The 18292-nt window shown below is 53.9% G+C and carries 18 protein-coding genes and 1 other RNA gene; 9 read left to right on the top strand and 10 right to left on the bottom strand.

Going from position 1 to position 18292, the window contains the following annotated elements; all coding sequences use genetic code 11:
* Nucleotides 1-33: 33 nt before the first annotated feature.
* The 4 genes from QWJ10_RS06400 to QWJ10_RS06385 form a co-directional block, all read right to left on the bottom strand.
* A complete protein-coding gene (locus tag QWJ10_RS06400; RefSeq protein ID WP_150346995.1) occupies nt 34-273 on the bottom strand; it encodes a hypothetical protein in 240 nt (79 codons plus the stop codon).
* A 128-nt stretch (nt 274-401) separates the two neighbouring features.
* Nucleotides 402-716: a hypothetical protein gene (locus QWJ10_RS06395; RefSeq protein WP_122042121.1), complete on the bottom strand. Its 315-nt coding sequence runs from the start codon at nt 714-716 to the stop codon at nt 402-404.
* Between the two features lie 86 nt (nt 717-802).
* A complete protein-coding gene (locus QWJ10_RS06390; RefSeq protein WP_010795032.1) occupies nt 803-1018 on the bottom strand; it encodes a hypothetical protein in 216 nt (71 codons plus the stop codon).
* Nucleotides 1019-1874: 856 nt separating this feature from the next.
* Nucleotides 1875-2684, bottom strand: coding sequence for an SDR family NAD(P)-dependent oxidoreductase (locus QWJ10_RS06385; RefSeq protein ID WP_289924830.1), 810 nt, complete (start codon nt 2682-2684; stop codon nt 1875-1877).
* A gap of 296 nt (nt 2685-2980) precedes the next feature.
* Here QWJ10_RS06385 and ssrA point away from each other — a divergent pair.
* The 3 genes from ssrA (at nt 2981) to QWJ10_RS06370 (ending at nt 4332) form a co-directional block, all read left to right on the top strand.
* Nucleotides 2981-3334: a transfer-messenger RNA gene (gene ssrA / locus QWJ10_RS06380) on the top strand.
* A 147-nt stretch (nt 3335-3481) separates the two neighbouring features.
* Nucleotides 3482-3970, top strand: a complete 489-nt coding sequence (locus tag QWJ10_RS06375; RefSeq protein ID WP_289924826.1) for a hypothetical protein — start codon at nt 3482-3484, stop codon at nt 3968-3970.
* Between the two features lie 158 nt (nt 3971-4128).
* The gene (locus QWJ10_RS06370) at nt 4129-4332 is read left to right on the top strand and encodes a hypothetical protein (protein WP_122042118.1); all 204 of its coding nucleotides are present in this window, start codon (nt 4129-4131) and stop codon (nt 4330-4332) included.
* Between the two features lie 200 nt (nt 4333-4532).
* Here QWJ10_RS06370 and QWJ10_RS06365 read toward each other — a convergent pair whose 3' ends face one another.
* Entirely contained in the window at nt 4533-5003 is a 471-nt protein-coding gene (locus QWJ10_RS06365) for an Hsp20 family protein (RefSeq protein WP_289924825.1), read from the bottom strand.
* Nucleotides 5004-5378: 375 nt separating this feature from the next.
* Between QWJ10_RS06365 and QWJ10_RS06360 the strand changes: the two genes are divergently transcribed.
* Nucleotides 5379-6467, top strand: coding sequence for a hypothetical protein (locus tag QWJ10_RS06360; RefSeq protein WP_289924824.1), 1089 nt, complete (start codon nt 5379-5381; stop codon nt 6465-6467).
* Between the two features lie 184 nt (nt 6468-6651).
* Nucleotides 6652-6984 (top strand): hypothetical protein, encoded by a 333-nt coding sequence (locus QWJ10_RS06355; RefSeq protein WP_019364241.1) that lies wholly within the window; start codon nt 6652-6654, stop codon nt 6982-6984.
* Nucleotides 6985-7103: 119 nt separating this feature from the next.
* Here QWJ10_RS06355 and QWJ10_RS06350 read toward each other — a convergent pair whose 3' ends face one another.
* Both QWJ10_RS06350 and QWJ10_RS06345 read right to left on the bottom strand, forming a co-directional pair.
* Nucleotides 7104-8375 (bottom strand): cytochrome P450, encoded by a 1272-nt coding sequence (locus QWJ10_RS06350; protein ID WP_289924823.1) that lies wholly within the window; start codon nt 8373-8375, stop codon nt 7104-7106.
* A gap of 135 nt (nt 8376-8510) precedes the next feature.
* On the bottom strand, nt 8511-9068 hold the full coding sequence (locus tag QWJ10_RS06345; RefSeq protein ID WP_289924822.1) for a DNA-3-methyladenine glycosylase: 558 nt from the start codon (nt 9066-9068) through the stop codon (nt 8511-8513).
* A 216-nt stretch (nt 9069-9284) separates the two neighbouring features.
* On the opposite strand from QWJ10_RS06345, the gene QWJ10_RS06340 reads away from it, so the two are divergent.
* From QWJ10_RS06340 to sstT, 3 genes are all read left to right on the top strand, one after another.
* Complete coding sequence (locus tag QWJ10_RS06340; protein ID WP_289924821.1) at nt 9285-11069, top strand: EAL domain-containing protein; 1785 nt, start codon at nt 9285-9287, stop codon at nt 11067-11069.
* Nucleotides 11070-11201: 132 nt separating this feature from the next.
* Nucleotides 11202-14264 (top strand): PAS domain S-box protein, encoded by a 3063-nt coding sequence (locus QWJ10_RS06335; protein WP_289924819.1) that lies wholly within the window; start codon nt 11202-11204, stop codon nt 14262-14264.
* 357 nt (nt 14265-14621) lie between these two features.
* Nucleotides 14622-15836 carry a serine/threonine transporter SstT gene (gene sstT / locus QWJ10_RS06330; RefSeq protein WP_289924816.1) on the top strand — a complete coding sequence of 405 codons (1215 nt, stop codon included), beginning with the start codon at nt 14622-14624 and terminating at the stop codon, nt 15834-15836.
* A gap of 51 nt (nt 15837-15887) precedes the next feature.
* Here sstT and QWJ10_RS06325 read toward each other — a convergent pair whose 3' ends face one another.
* Complete coding sequence (locus QWJ10_RS06325; RefSeq protein WP_197872322.1) at nt 15888-16214, bottom strand: hypothetical protein; 327 nt, start codon at nt 16212-16214, stop codon at nt 15888-15890.
* Nucleotides 16215-16436: 222 nt separating this feature from the next.
* The gene (locus QWJ10_RS06320) at nt 16437-16670 is read right to left on the bottom strand and encodes a hypothetical protein (protein ID WP_010795051.1); all 234 of its coding nucleotides are present in this window, start codon (nt 16668-16670) and stop codon (nt 16437-16439) included.
* A 159-nt stretch (nt 16671-16829) separates the two neighbouring features.
* On the opposite strand from QWJ10_RS06320, the gene QWJ10_RS06315 reads away from it, so the two are divergent.
* On the top strand, nt 16830-17378 hold the full coding sequence (locus tag QWJ10_RS06315; RefSeq protein ID WP_289924815.1) for a hypothetical protein: 549 nt from the start codon (nt 16830-16832) through the stop codon (nt 17376-17378).
* A 493-nt stretch (nt 17379-17871) separates the two neighbouring features.
* On the opposite strand, the gene QWJ10_RS06310 is transcribed toward QWJ10_RS06315, so the two are convergent.
* Nucleotides 17872-18078: a hypothetical protein gene (locus tag QWJ10_RS06310; RefSeq protein ID WP_026003743.1), complete on the bottom strand. Its 207-nt coding sequence runs from the start codon at nt 18076-18078 to the stop codon at nt 17872-17874.
* Between the last annotated feature and the right edge of the window lie 214 nt (nt 18079-18292).

Raw genomic sequence — 18292 nt, 5'->3', positions numbered from 1 at the left:
ATCCACTGCCGGGGCGTTTACAACAGCCCCGCCTTATTCTGCCTGGATGGTAAACAGGCGCTCACCCTTGGCTGTTACCGCTGTGCCTTCATTGATGTCTGCCAGGTAATTGTCGTCCATGTCATACACCTGCTCGCCCTCGATGCGGTAGATCAACCTACCCTGATCATCCGAAGCGCGTACAAAGCCGTCATTGTCAATCAGACCAATCTGAACGGCTTTGTCGCCGTATCCAAATACTAGGTAGCGCCCTTGACTGTAATCGGCAGCCATCTCGTTTCCTCCAAGCATTAGGGTTGCCCGATGGACAACCTCTATCCAACATCTGTCGCCCTGTATGAACAACAGTACGTTCTGAAGATTGGAGTCACGCTCCAGGCAAGAGTGCCGAAAAGTCCCGATCAGAACGAGCTGACTACCAGAGTCATGACAGGCCGACTATCTGACAATGGATGGACCTTGAGCCGAGCGCCGGTGCTACAGATGATGATCGAATGGTGACTGCCCAGCATTGGCTTATGCTTGACGACTTCAGGGCAATCAAAGCCAAATGTCTTGCTAGCATGCCAGGCAAGATCGGCCTTGCTCAGATTCTGGCTCGTATTGGCCTTTTGAGGCTGGGTGTTGTAAAGCGACTGATCCGCGCGTGTAAGCTCGGCATGAACAGACCAGGATAACGACGATGCCAGCAATAGAACTGCAAACTCTTTGCGCATGAGAACTCTCTTGAACTGCCCGTGCAGCTTTGAACGTTCACTCCTTAATAAATAGCCAGTCATCACCTGAGGCACACCAGAAGCGTTTAGCGCTTGCGACCTACAACCTTCGCAACGACTAACGCATCCTCGATGGCCATCTGCACATCCCCGACAAGATCAGCCGAAACCCACTTGTCTGAGCTAATGACATCGAGCTTGGCCTGCTCTGCAATGGTGTCGGTATCAACACCTAGCTTCAGGGCTGCTCCAAACACAGAGGCCAGGGCCTGGCTATACACAACCAATATCCTGTCAGTCATGAATACTTACCTATCATCTTGAGCATCTAGGTGAACGTTCAGCACAACCTCAGTGACACTCCTTTGTCAGCACTGCGAACGGGCGGGGCAAAGCCTGCACCTTTCAAGTAATAGCTGATAAATTCAAGGACTTCCCGAGAATTTCAAACCATCCATCAGCTTGGCTTAAAGCACGCCGGAAAAGCTCCGATAACTTTTTAGCAAGCAGTTCACCCCTACTTCTGCTTGTCTCCATGGTCTTTAAGCCTCGACTCGTCGAGGCTTTTTTCTTTCAGCGCCAGTGCCTGCTCATCCTTACGTTGGTATAGCAAGCACCATGCCTGAAAAAACGCCTGATTTCCGGCACTCGGCCGCTTCCAGCCATAAAAACGTCTATCAGAACCATTTCACGCTAGCGGCCTGAACTAATTTTGCGTTTACGGTCATACCAGAACGCACTGTCAGCGTGTCCGTCCCCACATGGAAGTAGCGGCAATCCTATGAACACTCTCGCCCTCTGGCTTACCTCCCTTGGCTTGGTTGCCCTGGCACTGCCCTACGAAGGGCTTTACGCCTGCAGTACCTATACGTGGTGTTATACCCAGAACCCTATATGGCTCCCGCTCTGCATCGTTGTGACATTGATGTCGTTCTGGATTTACAAAAGAGAGGGCGCATCCGGTAAGCCTCGGCGACAGAGCACGGATCGATCGTCCAGCAGTCTTCAGGCTTGGCCATCTGCGCCAAAAGACCTCACCTGATAGGATGCTATCTGCTCATCGTCCGCTCGTGCTATTACCTTGCGCAACGGCAGTGTGGCTCAGGCACTGCCTGGAAAGGTTCTCGGACAAGGCGGGACGGCTACTAAGCTAAACGGCTAAGCCGAGCCTGGCTCAGACATCTGGCGATGACGCTCAGCTTTTTCCTGCTCAGACTCGGTGCGATTGGGACCTTCGCCTTCCTGCTCAACTTCCGGCCCGCCCCCGTAGACCTCGGCTTGCCCGGCCATCAAGGCATTGAATCCCTGCTGCGCCACCAATGCAGGATCATTCTTCTTGCCTGAGCCGACCTGAGTATCATCTTCACCGGCCCGGTGGAAAAAGTTGGTTTCGGTCGGTCCCGGCATCAATACCGTTACGCTCACACCGGTTCCCTTCATCTCATTGCCGATGGCATTTCCAAACGACCGCACGAAGGCTTTGGACGCTCCGTATACCGCTTCGAACGGAACAGGTGAGGTTCCTGAAATCGAAGAGGTTAAAAGCATACGACCTCGCCTTTGGGCCACCATGTCCCGACTAAATAACTTGGCTAGATGTACTACAGACACCACATTGATTTGAATGAGGTTAAGCTCGCTCTCCAGCGTCGTCTCCGCCTCGGTACCCGGTACGAAACTGCCACCAATGCCTACACCCGCATTGATGGCAATCGCATCGACTGGGCGGTTCAATGCACGAAACGCCGAATAGAGCTGCTCTACTCCTTCATAGGTTGCGAGGTCAACCGCCACACACTCGACCTGAGCGCCTAGGGCCTGCAATGTCTGCCGGGCCTCATCCAGGCCTTTGCCCTGCGACGCGATAAGCAGGTCGAAGCCGTTCTGAGCGAATTGCCGTGCCAGCTCCAGCCCTATGCCATTTGAGGCACCTGTTACCACCGCCAGAGGTTTGTTCGTCTGAGTCATGCGGGTTACTCCATAAAGGTCATAGGCGGTATGACCTACTGGAGGCCGGGGCGACTCCCTAACCAACCGTATAAAAGCAGCCTGTCGCCACTACAAAACAGTTCTGGCAGCGAGTCGGTAGCCACGCTAAACCATAGGGTGAAAATAAAACTTCACCTGCCCTTGAACAAACGAATCGCCTCCCCCATCTATGTAAATGCCGAAAGAGGAAAGCCCGCTTTCTTCAGATTCTGCCTTTTACTATCAGGCACTTGACAATTCGGCTGTTCATTTATACAGTGAGCAGTACTCATCAAGGGGGCGATTAGGATTCGACGCCGGTAACAAAACTTGAGGAGCATGCCGAGCTGGTAGCAGACCTCGTAAATTAGCTGCTGCAAACTTATAGTTGCCAACGACGACAACTACGCTCTAGCTGCTTAACGCGGCTAGCAGTCGCTAGGGGATGCCTGTAAACCCGAAACGACTGTCAGACAGAACAGGATCGCCGCCAAGTTCGCTGTAGACGTAACGGCTAAAACTTATACAGATCGCCCCAAGCGCCCTGCCCATCGGGCCGCTAAGGGTTAACTCTAGTAGATTGGGCTAAGCATGTAGCGCCAAGAGCGGAGAGCTGGCGGACGGGGGTTCAAATCCCCCCGCCTCCACCAAGCATAAAGGGCTAGCCAAACGGCTAGCCCTTTTTTATTGCCTAAAATCAGCTACTGTTAGAAATAAGGCGATACAATGGCATTTTGATATTTTTAATGTTCCACAGTCTGCACCATGGCAGGCGCTACTAACGACATGGTTGGATAATGAAATACAAGGCTTGGTTACTCGCCATAGCAGGATGCCTGGCTCCCCTGGCCGTCCATGCAGGTGAGCTGACGGATGAGAATGACGAGTTCAGAGAGCGGCGCTCCGTAATCTGGACGGGTGATAAATCTGCCAACGATCTGGTGTTTACCGTATCGGCTAGCCAGGCGACAACAAGCTCAGGCGGTAAGATCACAACATACATTGCCAAGCTGTCCAGCATTGGCAACGAAGCCCGCTTTGGTGATTGCCGCTTTGCTCGCTGGACGATTGACGGCAAGGTCTTCTATGAAATGGAAGGCAAATACAAGCTCAACACCTTTCGTGACATCTACGGCGAAGACTTCACGACGCCCGTGACCCGGGAAGCGCTAGAGTACGTTGCGTCCGGCCAGCGCGTGGAATACAGGGCCTGCGATGTTAAAGGCAAGCTATCTGACGATGATCTCGAAGGGCTTCAGCGCCTCTTGGATGTTACCGAAGGCTGACCTTTCCATCAGCAACTGGGCATTATTCGCACTATGCAATTACCGCTCATTTCAGACTAAAGGCTAACCGGAGTTAGCCGATACCGTAGATACCAGGCAGCAACGTGAGCTGCCACACTCATTCGTGAGTAGTCTAAGACGCTGCTAAGGATAGAAAAGTGTTCTACTGTCTCGGCCTGATACTCTTTGCTGCAGGATCCTTCTGCCTGTTTTTTGCGCCAGAGGACCTTCAAATCGTTATCGAGGGTGTATTGCTGATGGCTATCGGCTTTACTTACATTCTTGAAGGCAAACGCAGCCAGCGCAAGCTAAAGGCACTGGCATCCTGCCGCTATTCAAGTCTGCATATTCCCGGTCGATAATAAGGCGGGTCTGGCAGTTTCCCTCTCTTTCTGCCCGACCCTAAGCCCCGAGCAATCGGGGCTTTTTATTGCCTGCGTCTATCGCGGCTGAGCATGCCGATAAAGACGCATCAAATGGAAACAGGGTCTTTTAAGAAGCCCCATACAAAAAGGGGATGTTTATGACATCCCCTTTCTCTAGTGCCTTATCGCCGCTGTGCTTAGGCGGCTTGCCCTTCCAGCGCAGGCTTTTCATCGGCACGCAACTGACCGTTGATGGCGATGCGTTTGGGCTTGGCCTCTTCCGGTACTTCACGTACCAGATCGATGTTGAGCAGGCCATTCTTCAAGCTCGCGCCCTTCACCTCGATATGATCAGCCAGGCGGAAGGACAGCTTGAAGGCACGCTGGGCGATGCCCTGGTGCAAGTAGGTCACGCTGTCGGCGCTCTTCTCACGGCGGCCGCTCTTCACGGTCAACACGCCCCGCTCTACTTCGAGATCAAGGTCGTCTTCGGCAAGACCGGCAGCCGCAATTACGATGCGATAGCGATCGTCGCCATGCTTTTCCACGTTATAGGGTGGGTAGGAGCTGCCCGACTCGTTGCGCAGCGCGGATTCGAACAGGTCATTGAAGCGGTCGAATCCAACGGAATGGCGGAACAAGGGAGCAAGAGAGAATGCGGTATTCATATAGGGAATCTCCTGAGTCATCAGCAAGTTTCAACGCAGGGCCCGACTTCGGCGCCCTGCAGGATTCCATATAGGAACCCGCTCGCTTTTTTCAAGTAGTACGCCCGACGAACGGTAAGTCATGGATCTATAGTCGGACTGATCGAACCAGATAAATCAAACAGAATGGAGCAGGATTTAATTCTGATAGACGACGTTGGCGACCAATAAACCATCTTTTGGGCGATAGCCTATTCACGACCAGCCATAGAGACTTGGCCCGTTTTGCCTGATTGCCATGAGCGTTAGGGCGAAACTCCAGGCTGGCGTCCCGAGGGGCAGGCAGTGCGGGCGATCCGTGCATGGACGTTATCAACGATCAAGGAGAGAGTCTCTATGTTCAGTTTGAAACCTCTTGTACTGGCAGTATCTGCTCTGACCAGCTTTTCGGCCATGGCAGCATTCGATTCGGCCACACTAACTCAGGAAGGCAATAACAACGAAGTAACCCTCAATCAAAGCGCCGGAACCTACAACACGGCGACGCAGACGCAAACCGGCGATGACAATCAGGCTATTGCCGAACAGACAAACAGTAACAACAGCACGATAGAGCAGGTTCAAGCTGGCAACGCCAACCTAAGCCGAGCAACTCAGGCCTATGCCGAAGAGAGCAGCATCACTACTGACCAGAACGGCAGCAACAACACGGTACTGGCAGGACAGGATGACGTTTCAACCAGTACGATTACCGTCACTCAAGGCGGTGATACCCACACGGTAACTGTCCAGCAGATCGGTACGACCGACTCTACCGTTACGGTCTATCAGGAGGGCACTGGACATACCGCATCCATTACCCAGGCGGGCTCAAACAACCTGGCTGAAGCCTATACATACGGCAGCAACAACACGGTGAATGCCAGTCAGCAAGGCGCCTTCATGGGCGGTCAATACGGCTCGGATCTAACGATGTTTTTTGGGCAGAGCGGTGATTCGAACGTGGTGAATGCCAGCCAGCAGGGATTCGATAATGAACTCTGGACCGGCCAGTATGATGCGAATAACACCATAACGGTTGAGCAGTCCGGCTTTGGTAACGGTCTTCGACTCGCTCAATATGAAAACAATAACGTCATGACCAGCGAGCAGGCTGGAAGGAACAATACGCAGGCCATGACTCAGTCCGGCAACAACAACGAATTGAATATCAGCCAGGACGGTATGGACCAGCGCGCAACCTTGATCAGCCAGGGAGACAACAACGAAGTCAACATCACCCAGAACGGTACGATTGGAGGGGTAGATATCACGCAGACAGGGAATGACAACCTCGTCAGTACCACCCAGAGCGGAGACTTCCTGCTCTCTACCATCACCCAGACCGGCGATGTAAACCAAATTCAGCTCAACCAGACCAACGCTTGGAGCCAGGCCTATATCCAGCAAACAGGAACAGGCAACTCCGCAACGGTTAGCCAGTAATCGTGTCTTTCAGGTGGTTGGCCAAACGGGTCCAGCCGCCTGAGTTTCATAACCAACCGTTTATCTGCCAGTAACCGGCCTTACACAACCTTTACCTTCCTCCTCTTTTTCTTTACAGCGCTTCGTTGTTTTATTGAATAGCCGGTTTCTTTTATATAGCCGGGCTCCTGAGGAGGAGACGTTCATGATTCGTCAAATACCCAAGATTGCGCTTCTGGTAGGTTGCCTCGCAGCGGCCGGCCAGGCCTCCGCTCACGGCGGACATGGCCCAGGGCCTGCCATTTTCGGAGCCGTGGTCGGGGCAGTCGTTGGCGGAGCGATTGTGGCTAACTCACGCGCAGCTGAAGCGCCTGTCTACGTACAAGCGGCTCCACCGCCGCCCCCGCCACAGGTGGTTTACTACCCGGCGCAGCCTGTCTATTACGAGACCCAGGTTGTACGCGTAGCTCCTGCTCCGCCGCCACATTATTACTATGGCCCGCCACCTGGCTATTACGGCCCCCCGCCGCGCTGGTAGCTGAAAGAAGCCTCGCTTGATGCGAGGCTTCTTCTTATGAGGCCAAGGCGCTGCTGATCCACAGCCGTTGCACTGACGCACAGGCGCTAAAGGCTCGAATGCTGAGCCTTAGCCTTCGCTCATTGAACCCTCTCCGCAGACTCACGTACCACCGGCCGCACATGGCTGATCACAAAACGACTTTCCGGGAGAGCTGGAATACGCGTGATATCGATCGAAAGATCCTGCGGGGGTACGTCATAACGCATCCACTGCGTAAGCGCCTTGACTGCCACCTTTAGCAGCTCGATCGTAATCCACTCACCGGGGCAGCGATGGTTCTGATAATGGTCGCCACCGCCTTGAGTGACAAAACCGAACGGGTTTTCATCCCAGGTCAGAAAACGCTCAGGATCAAACCGCTCAGGGTCCTTCCAGATTCTCGCATCGTGATTGATGCCATAGAGATCCAGCAGAACGCGAGTTCCCTTGGTAAAGGGATAGCCTTTCCACTCGAAGTTCTTGCGAACACGCGCCACTGTAAAGGGAAAGAACGAAAAGACGCGCCGCACTTCTTGTACAAAGGGTTCCAGCATGCTCGGCTCGTCGCGCAGCCGTTGTTGCCACTCGGGGTGCTTGTTCAGAGCCCAGGCAGCAAAGACTACAAAGCGTGCAACCGCTACGGTAGGCCTCAGCACATTGAGAATTTCGACCGCAGCCGTTTTAGGGTCAAGCCGGTTGCCATCACTGTCCTTATGGTGGCTGAAGACGTACAAGGCCGTTTGCGGAGCCGGATTCAACGCACCCTGACGCACCTGCGTGACGAGATCTGCAATCCAGGCTTCAGCATCTTTACGCGCCTTTCGGCCATTGAGGTGCCGAAGCCCTATCCCACCCGCGCCATCGATCAGAGCGGTGAGCTGCGAGCGGCGCTTGGCTACGTCGCCCTCGGGCAGCGGCACGCCGGACCACTCACAAACGACCCGGCAAAGCTGAAACTGGGCTGCATAGAGCAGGATAACTTCGTGATTACCGGACCAGGCGGAAATGTCTCGCTGCCATTGCTCGGCGTACCGGGCCGTCAGTCGTTGGATATTGTCGGGCGTCATCAATGACATGAACATCTGCTTGCGCACGCGGTGCGCCTGCCCGTCCAGCCCTTGAATGGAGCCAAAGCCAAACAGGGTCTTTTTCAACATACGGGGGGCGGCCGCTTCCCGCATGAAAAGCGACTCGTCGTAAAATAGCCTGGCCCCCTCCTCCCCGGACAGACAGATAGTGTTCTGCATGAGCAGGCGCGCCTGAAAGACATCGCTCTGGTAACGACGGCAGCGCTCAGGGATGTAGCGGTATCCCTCCTTGAGCAAGGTGATAGAGCTGTCCAGATGGGGGTCTTTAGGGATCGCTGACATAAACGACGGCACTCCAATTGATCGACTTGCACATTGCCGTAACGCTCTGCCGATGGGCAGGCGAACGCACGCGTGATGCCTTAATCGACCCTGCAGACACGCCAAAGGTGCTGTATGTAGCGACCAGCCGTCAGACTAGCGAAAGCTGCGGCTTAGAAAAGGGGACCCTTTCAAACCAAACCGCCAGGGCACATCGCGCGCCTTGGTGATACCGACCCGTGGCCCTGAAATCGTCTCAAAAGGGGCTGACGGTGCGGTCAATTCGAGGCCTGGCGACTCCAGTACAAGCCCGTCGTGCTCTCCGGTAATTCCCAGAGCCTGACACACACGCCCCGGGCCTGCACATAGCAGGCGTAGCGTATCGAGTCCGCGGCGCTCACGCATGATGTCAATTCCTTCCAGGGGCTCCAATGCGCGGATTAGCACACCCGCACCATGCCCCGTGTCGCAGCAGACAATGTTCAGGCACCAGTGGATGCCGTAGGAGCGATAGACATAGAGATGGCCTGGCGGACCAAACATGGTGGCGTTACGCCGCGTAAGCCCAGAAAAGCTATGGGAGGCCGGGTCTTCGCGATCATAGGCTTCGGTCTCGACGATCCGCCCGCCAACACCATTAACGGTAAAAACCCAGCCAATCAGTTGATGCGCCACTTCATGGGCAGGAGATGCAAAATCAATCGGTACAGTCATGGTCATATTGCCTATACAGTCATAGAGACACATGACACTCCTGAGAACCTCAGGTGCCGTTGAACGATCATTCCAGATTGAACGTGTGCAACCTTATCGGCCGATCTTGATGTTGCTTTAACAGATATTTTCTAAAGATCTGGTAGGAATTTTTAATATCTGACATACCTCACAAAAACCATATGATCCAAAAATAGCCCACGTCTGATAACAATCATGAACAACTTAGTGCCCACTCCCGCGAACGAGTCCGAGCGGATTGCAGAAATTCGGCAGCTATGCCTGATCAATCCGGAACCGGATCGCGCTTTCGACAAGATCGTTGCGCTGGCTGCTGAGTTGTTTCAGGTCCCGATTGCCCTGATTTCGATTATCGATACTCACCGGCAATGGTTCAGTGCAAGCGTCGGGCTTACCATCAGCGAAACGCCGCGTGAGCACTCCTTTTGCAGTCATGCCATCTTGAGTGATGAGCTTTTCATGGTCAGCGATGCTACCCAGGATCATCGCTTCAGGGACAATCCGCTGGTTACGGGGGAGCCTCATATCCGCTTTTACGCAGGCGCTCCCCTGCTGACTCAACAGGGCCTTGGGCTGGGCAGTTTGTGCATCATTGACACGAAGCCACGGCCTCCCCTGGATAAGCATCAGGTAAAGCTGCTGAGTCAGCTTGCCGAGCTGGTTATGACGCGTGTGGAAACGCTGCGCAACCTCAACTTCATCGATCTACCGACCGGCCTGTTCAATCGCCCTCGCTTGGAGAGAGATGTCTCGACCTTTTTCTCGGACCAGGATCTTCCGATCACGCTGGTGGCAGTCGATGTCATTGCGCCTCGTATCCTCAACGACATCGTCAAAGCGTTGGGCTATACGTTTTCAGAACGGCTCATGCTTCTGATCAAGGATCGCCTACAGGCTGTTGTACCCAGGGATCTTGCACTTTACAGAATCAGTCCTACACGCATTGCGTTTATGTTGGCGGACATCGAAACGGAGGCAGCTGAAACGCTTTACAGGCACATCCTCGAGTCCTTTGAGGCGCCGCTGGTTTGCGACACCATTCCCATCCAGACACAGATAGGTCTGGGCATTCTGGTCCTTAACAAGGAAAAGGCACGCTCGACGGACTGGATACGTTCGCTGGTCAGCGCGGCAGACGATGCACGGGAAAACAATGCTGGCTGGGAAATGTACAGCCCGCGCCGCGACCATGCGCAGCAGCGCGCCTTTCGCCTACTGAGCGCACTGACGATAGCGCTTCAGGCGGACGATCAGCTCAGGCTCTACTTCCAGCCTAAAATCCAGCTGGCTACCAGTGAGTGTACGTCTGTAGAAGCCCTGCTCCGCTGGCGCCATCCTACGCTGGGTGACATCAGCCCAGGCGAATTCATACCGCTGGCTGAAAAGACGTTCCTGATTCGCTCAGTCAGCCTGTGGGTCCTCAAGGCTGCGGTCAAACAGGCGAAGGCGTGGCAACAACAGGGACTGAACCTGACGGTAGCCATCAACGTATCCGCGGCCGATCTGGACGATGAGGTGTTTACCGATACGCTGACTGCCCTTCTCAGGGAATATGATCTGCCGGCGCAGCGGCTGGAGGTGGAGTTTACCGAGGGCGCCCTGATCCGGCAGACCGAAGTTGTGCAGCGCCAACTGGAGCGCATCCATGATCTCGGGATCGTCATCGCTATCGATGACTTTGGTACGGGCTACAGCAACTGGTCGTATCTGCGAGACATTCCGGCGTCAGTGGTCAAGCTTGACCAGTCCTTCATCCACAATACGCTTCGGCAGGAAAAGGATAAACGCATCGTCAAGGCCATGATCAAACTGGCCAAGGAGATGGACTACCGGGTAGTGGCCGAAGGCATCGAGACCGAGGAGATCTACAAGCTGATGCGAAACTGGGGATGCGATGAAGGTCAGGGCTACCTCATGGCTCGTCCCATGCCGGCCCTTGCCCTACTTGAATGGCTCGAGAGCAGACCGCTTCGCTATTAAAGTTCCTCCTGAGTCCTATCGAACAACAAAGCCGTCTAGCAATTCTCAGCCTCTTGAGGCGGTTTTCTTATCAATGGGATAAACCCTTACTTTTTCTGTCACATCATGAACCGATAGAAAAAAGTATTACTTATGGAATCCGGTAGATCCTCCCTCAGCGCCTTGAGCCCTGGTGAACTGGCCCAACTGGTATTGGCCAATACCTCTGACTATGCCGTGGTCGTATCCGACCTATCGGGGACCATCGTGGACTGGAATCCCAGCGCGGAAAAGGTCCTGGGCTGGACGGCAGCCGAAGCCATTGGCCAGCCGATATCTATTTTCTTTACACCAGAAGATTGTGCACAGGATCGGCCTAACGTTGAGATGACGGAAGCCGCCCAATGCGGTTGCGCTAAGGATGAGCGGTGGCATATTAAGCAGGATGGCACACGCTTCTGGGCCAGCGGCGAGATGAGTGCGCTGCGCAGGGATGGCGTGCTGATGGGCTACTCCAAGATCCTGCGTGATCGCACACCCGAGCGTCTTGCTGCAGAGCGCCTTCGACTGGCTCAACAGGTAGGAGAGATCGGAACGTTCGAATTGCACCCGGCTCAAGGACGCATAACTGTGTCTCGGGAGATGTGCCAGCTTTGGGGGCTGCCTGAGCAGGAGAGCTTTCAGATCGAGGAGCTGATTGCACTCATCCATCCTGAAGATCGCGCACGTGTTATCACCAACAGTCATGAGTTTTTAGAGGGTGCGTTGGATTACGTCGAGTATCGTATCCGCAGGCCTGACAACGGAGAGGAACGCTGGATGGCTCGTCGAGGCGAGCCTATTCTGGTCAATACTCGTGAAGGCATGCGTTATTTTGGTGTGTGCTACGACATCACCGATCGCAAGCGGGCCGAGCAGGCTCGCCTTGAAAGCGATGCTCGCTTGCGCAACCTTACCCAGGAGATGCAGGAAGGGTTTTTCGTCGCAGAGCCCATCCTGGACGCAACAGGCCATATGGTTGACTTCCGTTTTATCGAGGTCAACCCAGCGTTCAGCCAGCTAACCGGGCTTCCGCCCGAGCAGGTGCAAGGCCGGACCCTCCGCGAAGCACTACCTCATATCGATGACACGCTGATAGAGGGTTATGCGCGCTTCGTCCGCCATAATGATCCCGTACATTTTGAGCTGCAGCTGCAGGCGCTGGAAGGTCGGTGGTTCGAGTCCTGGTTAAGGCGTCTGGACCCCACCCGCTTTGTTGTGCTCTTTCTGGACGTCACCGCGCGCAAGCAGGCCGAAACCGCCTTGTCGGAAAGCGAAGCACGCTTCAAGGCCATCACGAACTCCATTGATCAGATGGTCTGGGCCAGTCGCCCGGATGGTCATCATTACTACTTCAACGAGCGCTGGTACGAATTCACCGGATCGGTGGCAGAGCATACCGATGGTGACAAGTGGATTGAGATGGTTCACCCCGATGATAGGGAGACCACTTGGGCGTCTTGGCAGCAATGCCTCACAAGTGGCGAGCCCTACCGCACAGAGTTTCGGCTTCGCCATCGCTCCGGCCAATACCGCTGGGTACTCGGACGGGCTCAGCCGGTACGTAATGAGCGTGGTACGGTCGAGGGCTGGTTTGGTACATCGACCGATATTCAGGACATCATCGATGCTCGCGAGGTCCTTTCCCGCTCACGGGAGGAGCTTGAAAGGCAGATTGAGCTACGCACGCGCGAGCGTGATCGAATCTGGCGTTTAAGTAACGATCTGATGAAGGTCTGCCAACTGGATGGCCGACTCATTTCGGTGAACGAGGCCTGGTACGAGACGCTAGGCTGGTCGGAAAACGATCTGCTTGGCAGAAACTATCTTGAATTCATTCATCCTGATGATGTTGACCGCGTCACGCATGGGCTCAGCATCATTGATCAGGAACGGCGGGCCCGTTCCTACGAGGTACGCCTGCTCCACCAGAATGGCAACTATAGGTTGACCTCCTGGACAGCCGTACCCGAGGAAGGATTGATCTATTCGGTTGGTCGGGATATTACCGAGCAGCGTCAGCTTGAGGATCAACTTCGTCAATCCCAGAAAATGGAAGCTGTCGGCCAGCTCACCGGCGGTATCGCCCATGACTTCAACAATCTGCTGACGGGCATTATCGGCTCGCTGGACCTGATGCAGCGCCGTTATGAATCGGGGCGCGCCCAAGATCTGGAACGCTATATGAGCGCTGCTGTCACGTCGGCGCAACGTGCAGCCGCCCTCACCCAACGCCTTCTGGCTTTTTCGCGGCGCCAGGCCTTGGATCTCAAACCGGTCAACCTGAACACCCTGGTTGCGTCGATGGAGGAGCTGCTCAGACGCACCATTGGTGAAAAGATAGCCCTCGATACGACGCTTGCAGCAGGATTATGGCCGGCGCTTACCGATACGAACCAGCTGGAAAGCGCGCTGCTTAACCTTGTGATCAATGCCCGTGATGCCATGCCCGAGGGCGGAACGATCACTATTGCCACCTCCTCGGCGCACTTTGATGAGCACACTGACGATCCACACCTGACATTGGCGCCAGGTGACTATGTCGTGCTGTGTGTAAACGATACCGGGACGGGCATGAGCCCAGAGGTTATCGAGCGCGCCTTTGATCCGTTTTTCACCACCAAACCCATCGGTCAGGGTACCGGTCTTGGCTTGTCCATGATTTATGGCTACGCCAAACAATCCAAGGGACAGGTCCGTATCTTCTCCACACAGGGTAAAGGTACAAGCGTCAGGCTATATCTACCTCGATACCGTGGCGCGCTGGATGAGCACGCGATCAATACCGAAAGACAATTGCTTAAAGGCTCCGGAGAGACCGTATTGGTCGTGGAGGACGAAACCATTGTCCGCTCGCTGATCGTCGAAGTGCTCGATGAGCTGGGCTATAGCTCGCTTGAGGCGGTCGATGCGCAGCAGGCGATTCCTCTGCTACAAAATGGTCAACAGATCGATCTGATGATCTCCGACGTGGGGCTGCCGGGAATGAACGGCCGCCAGCTGGCCGATGTAGCCAGAACCCTGCGACCGGAGCTGAAGATCCTGTTTGCTACAGGCTATGCCGAAGGCGCCCAGGTCGAAGGCTACCTGGGCGAAAACATGGAGATCATTACCAAGCCGTTCAATGTGGATGCCTTGGCCAGCAAGATTCAAGAGATGATCAAGGCTCAAGATTGAGGCGCGTCAGGAGACTAAGGATCATGCCCCTCTCCCGAAGGGCATGACTCATATCACGAGGCGCCTGAATAAGCCCGTATAAGGCAAGATTGCCAGGGTTGTGCTCCACAAACGCATTCAACGACCCTGTATCAATAGGCCATTACGCCTTGCTGGCGATCGGCTTTTGCGCTTTTAGTGTCCAAAAGCAGGCAAATACCTTTAAAATCCGTCGCTTCGCTCAATGGCCGTACGTGAAAAACGAACCTTTAGCGGGACAGACTGATCCTGTACGGCGTGTATTCAACTCGCGTGAAGGGAACGCACGAACCCCGTCTTTGCCAACATCGCCCCGCTTCCTTATAAGTTGATCTTGCCATGACCCAAGCTACAAACCCCTTTCTGAACTGGCTGATGCGCTCTAGTCTGGTGATGCAGATTCTCATCGGACTGATCGCCGGCATCGTGCTTGCGCTCATTGCGCCCTCTGCGGCCCAAGCCACAGGTTTCATCGGCTCCGTGTTTGTCACAGCCCTGAAAGCGGTTGCGCCGATTCTAGTATTTGTTCTGGTTGCTTCGTCGATTGCTAATCATAAACAAGGCCAGCCCACCCATATCAAACCAATTCTCTGGCTGTATGTAATAGGCACATTTTCTGCGGCTGTAGTTGCTGTTGTAGCAAGCTTTCTCTTTCCGTCTACCCTTACGCTAGCGGCACATCACGCAGATGTGAGCCCACCAGAAGGTATATCAAACGTCTTGCAAAGCCTCTTACTGAGCATTGTAGATAACCCTGTAAAGGCATTGATCGAAGCTAACTTTATGGGGATTTTGGCTTGGGCTATTGGCCTAGGTATTGCTTTCCGACATGCCAGTGAAACAACTCGAACCGTACTGTCCGATTTATCGGATGGCGTTTCCAATATTGTTCGCTTTGTAATCCGTTTTGCGCCACTGGGTATTTTTGGCTTAGTGGCCTCCACACTTGCCACCTCAGGGTTTGACGCCTTGGCGGGCTATCTTCATCTATTGCTGGTGCTGATCAGCTGCATGCTGCTGGTGGCCTTTGTCATTAATCCGCTGATCGTTTACTGGAAAACCAGACGTAATCCTTATCCCCTGGTTTTAACCTGCCTGCGTGAAAGTGGCGTTACAGCCTTCTTTACCCGTAGCTCGGCCGCCAACGTACCTGTAAACCTCGCGCTGTGCGAGCGGCTTGGCTTACACGAAGATACCTACTCGGTTTCGATTCCACTGGGTGCTACGGTCAATATGGCAGGGGCAGCCATTACTATTACTGTGCTGACATTAGCAGCCGTTGAAACACTAGGAATAACCGTCGATATTCCAACTGCTATTCTACTTAGCATGGTTGCATCGTTGTGCGCTTGTGGCGCATCGGGTGTAGCAGGCGGATCACTCCTACTGATCCCGCTGGCATGCAGCCTATTTGGAATACCCAATGAAGTAGCAATGCAAGTGGTAGCGGTGGGCTTCATTATCGGAGTGGTTCAGGACTCGGCAGAGACCGCGCTGAACTCTTCCACCGATGTGATCTTTACGGCAGCGGCCTGTCAGGCCAAGGAAGCCTGATGGACAGGCAGCGGAAAGAAACCGTCCTTTCCGCTGCCCTACTCCAGCCACTCAGGCAGGCTCTACTATAATCTTTGGCATGCCGTTCTGGGTCTGCACCTTGACCCTTCCAGGGGTGTATTCGACAAGGTGGCCCCCGTCAAAGATAAAGGAATAATCCGATCGATCAGCTGACATGCTGAGCAACCGGTCCCTGTAAACCAGGACGGTCAGCGACCCTTCCTTCTGTATATGATCCGGTTTACCCATCGAGCCTACGAGTTGCTGCTCGGTCATGTACCGCTCAATCTGAACATCCTGAGCGGTCTGGTCATTCTTGTTCCCATGGGTACACGCTGCCAGGAGCGCCAGGGAAAGCATCACGATTGTCTTGCGCATGAATCTTCATCCTTTTCCGGCCCGGCAGCACTCACGGCTGCACGCCATGCCGAACCCTGATTGACATCGCTACGCTCAAGGCCCGGTCATCCTTAAAGGACTTCAACCCAGTCGTAACGATTCCTTCCGACTCGCTTTCTGTGATTTCGTTCGCAGCGGTTGGAGGCTCAGACAGGATGGAGGTCAAGAAACAGATGAGATGGCTAGATAAGCTCAAGGAAATCAGCGCTTTCCTGGCTGCTTACGTCCACGGAAACGGTTGCGATTGAGCAGTACATAACCGATGAACTGGACAACTGCCGACAGGACCAAGGGCGTCAGGTGACCCGCGTCACGAGGCGCTCTTTCAGGACCGATCAGCGGCACCAGAGCCGTTACCAGCCCCACTACTCCGCCTACGAACAGCACCAGGCCGATCCAGGTCAATGGGCGTACTTTGGATTTGGAGTCGTTCATTCGATTACTCGGCTAGTTTCTAGGCGCACCTATTCTATCGGATCGTTCGCCTGACTGCCCCCGGTCGGTTGTGCTGAACCGAAACGGTTTCTTACCTTCAAATCTGTATGTTGCCTTCGCAACCCAATCCTATTCCGATTCCAACCGCGAGTATTCAGCATGCGTATTGCTTGTCTTGCCTGGGGCTCCCTGATCTGGAAGCCCGGCCCGCTTCCATTGGCTTCTGCCTGGATGAACGATGGTCCAAGGTTGCCGATAGAGCTCTGCCGCACCTGTGACGGTGGAGAATTAGCGGTTGCCTTGTCTTCAAGCGCACCGGATAGCCCCACGTTCTGGGCACTGTTGAATGTTCAGGACATTGATATCGCCCGTGAATTGTTACGTGATCGCGAGCAGATCAACCGTGAACGTCCTGAATACGTAGGCAGTATTCCAGGCGAATACGAAGGTCCGTATGGTGAACGCATTCGAGCCTGGGCTGACCACAGGGAGCTGGATGCCGTGGTCTGGACGGCGTTACCTCCCAAGTCAAGGGACGAAGAGGGCCGTATGCCTTCCGTTGATGAAGCCATTGCTTATCTCGATGGGCTTGAAGGGGGTATTCGAGACCATGCCTGCAACTATGTCAGGCAGCTTCCGCTTGAAATCAGAACGCCTTATCGCACCGCGATCGAGCAGCGCCTGGGCTGGATACCTGTTGATCAATGACCGATTCCTAACAACGGACAGTTGAGTTCATCGGCGAAGCATGGATTTAATACACTTTGTGTCCCGGATAATCCGGGAGCCGCCTGTTGTCCTGTCACATGACCTTACATAACGCTTCTGCTCTGACTCTGTTTCGCGGCCCTGGTGAGATACGTGCCCTGGCAAGGGACCTTAAAGTATTGAACAAGCCGTTTACTTTGAGCCAACTTGCCACCGTCATTATTAATGTTGCAAGCCGCAAGCAAACTATCAAACTTAATTGATATAAGTGCATTGGTATAAACAAAACCCTCAAGACAGGCTCTATCTTGAGGGTTTCAGAAATACTTTATTGTTGAGCAAACCGCATGGAAATATTGAATCCATTTAAAATAACGGCCCAATATTCTTTTCAAAGGCAAATAAATACCCTGATCCGCTAAACAGGATCCTATGAAGTAGTTTTGCTTTTATTCTTATGCGGTAAAAGCCACAGGGCTTGAAAGAAGCGTGATCAGGTCAGCAGCGGCGTTTCTTGGGCAGCACGGCTGATGTCTTCGATGATCTGCTCTTTTTGCACTTCAGTCAGTGAATTCCACTGCTTCTGTGCGAAAACGGTAAGACTGAATACGATATAAGCCGAGAGGACGCCAATAACCAGCCATTCCATGATCGATACGCCCTCTCGACGACGTTTCGATGCACCTTCTTTAGTCCTCACGTTACCTCCACACAAGATATTTAAAAAATCGATTCAGCAGCCTGAAGACGCAAGCTTAATATCCAGCGGTCACATCAAAAGGCAGCAAGCTAACTAATAGGGCCAAATACCTGACGAGCGGTTATTAACCAGTCAAATGACTGCAACCGTTAATTCTTGTCGTTAGGTATCGGTTTAAAAGACTACTTCTTGATAGTCGTAGCGACTTATTCTT

The organism is Pseudomonas sp. WAC2, from assembly GCF_030403525.1.
In the GTDB taxonomy this organism is placed as follows: Bacteria; Pseudomonadota; Gammaproteobacteria; order Pseudomonadales; family Pseudomonadaceae; genus Chryseomonas; species Chryseomonas luteola.
Note: the sequence above shows the minus strand (reverse complement) of the source record. Positions and strands in the feature narration are given on the sequence as shown.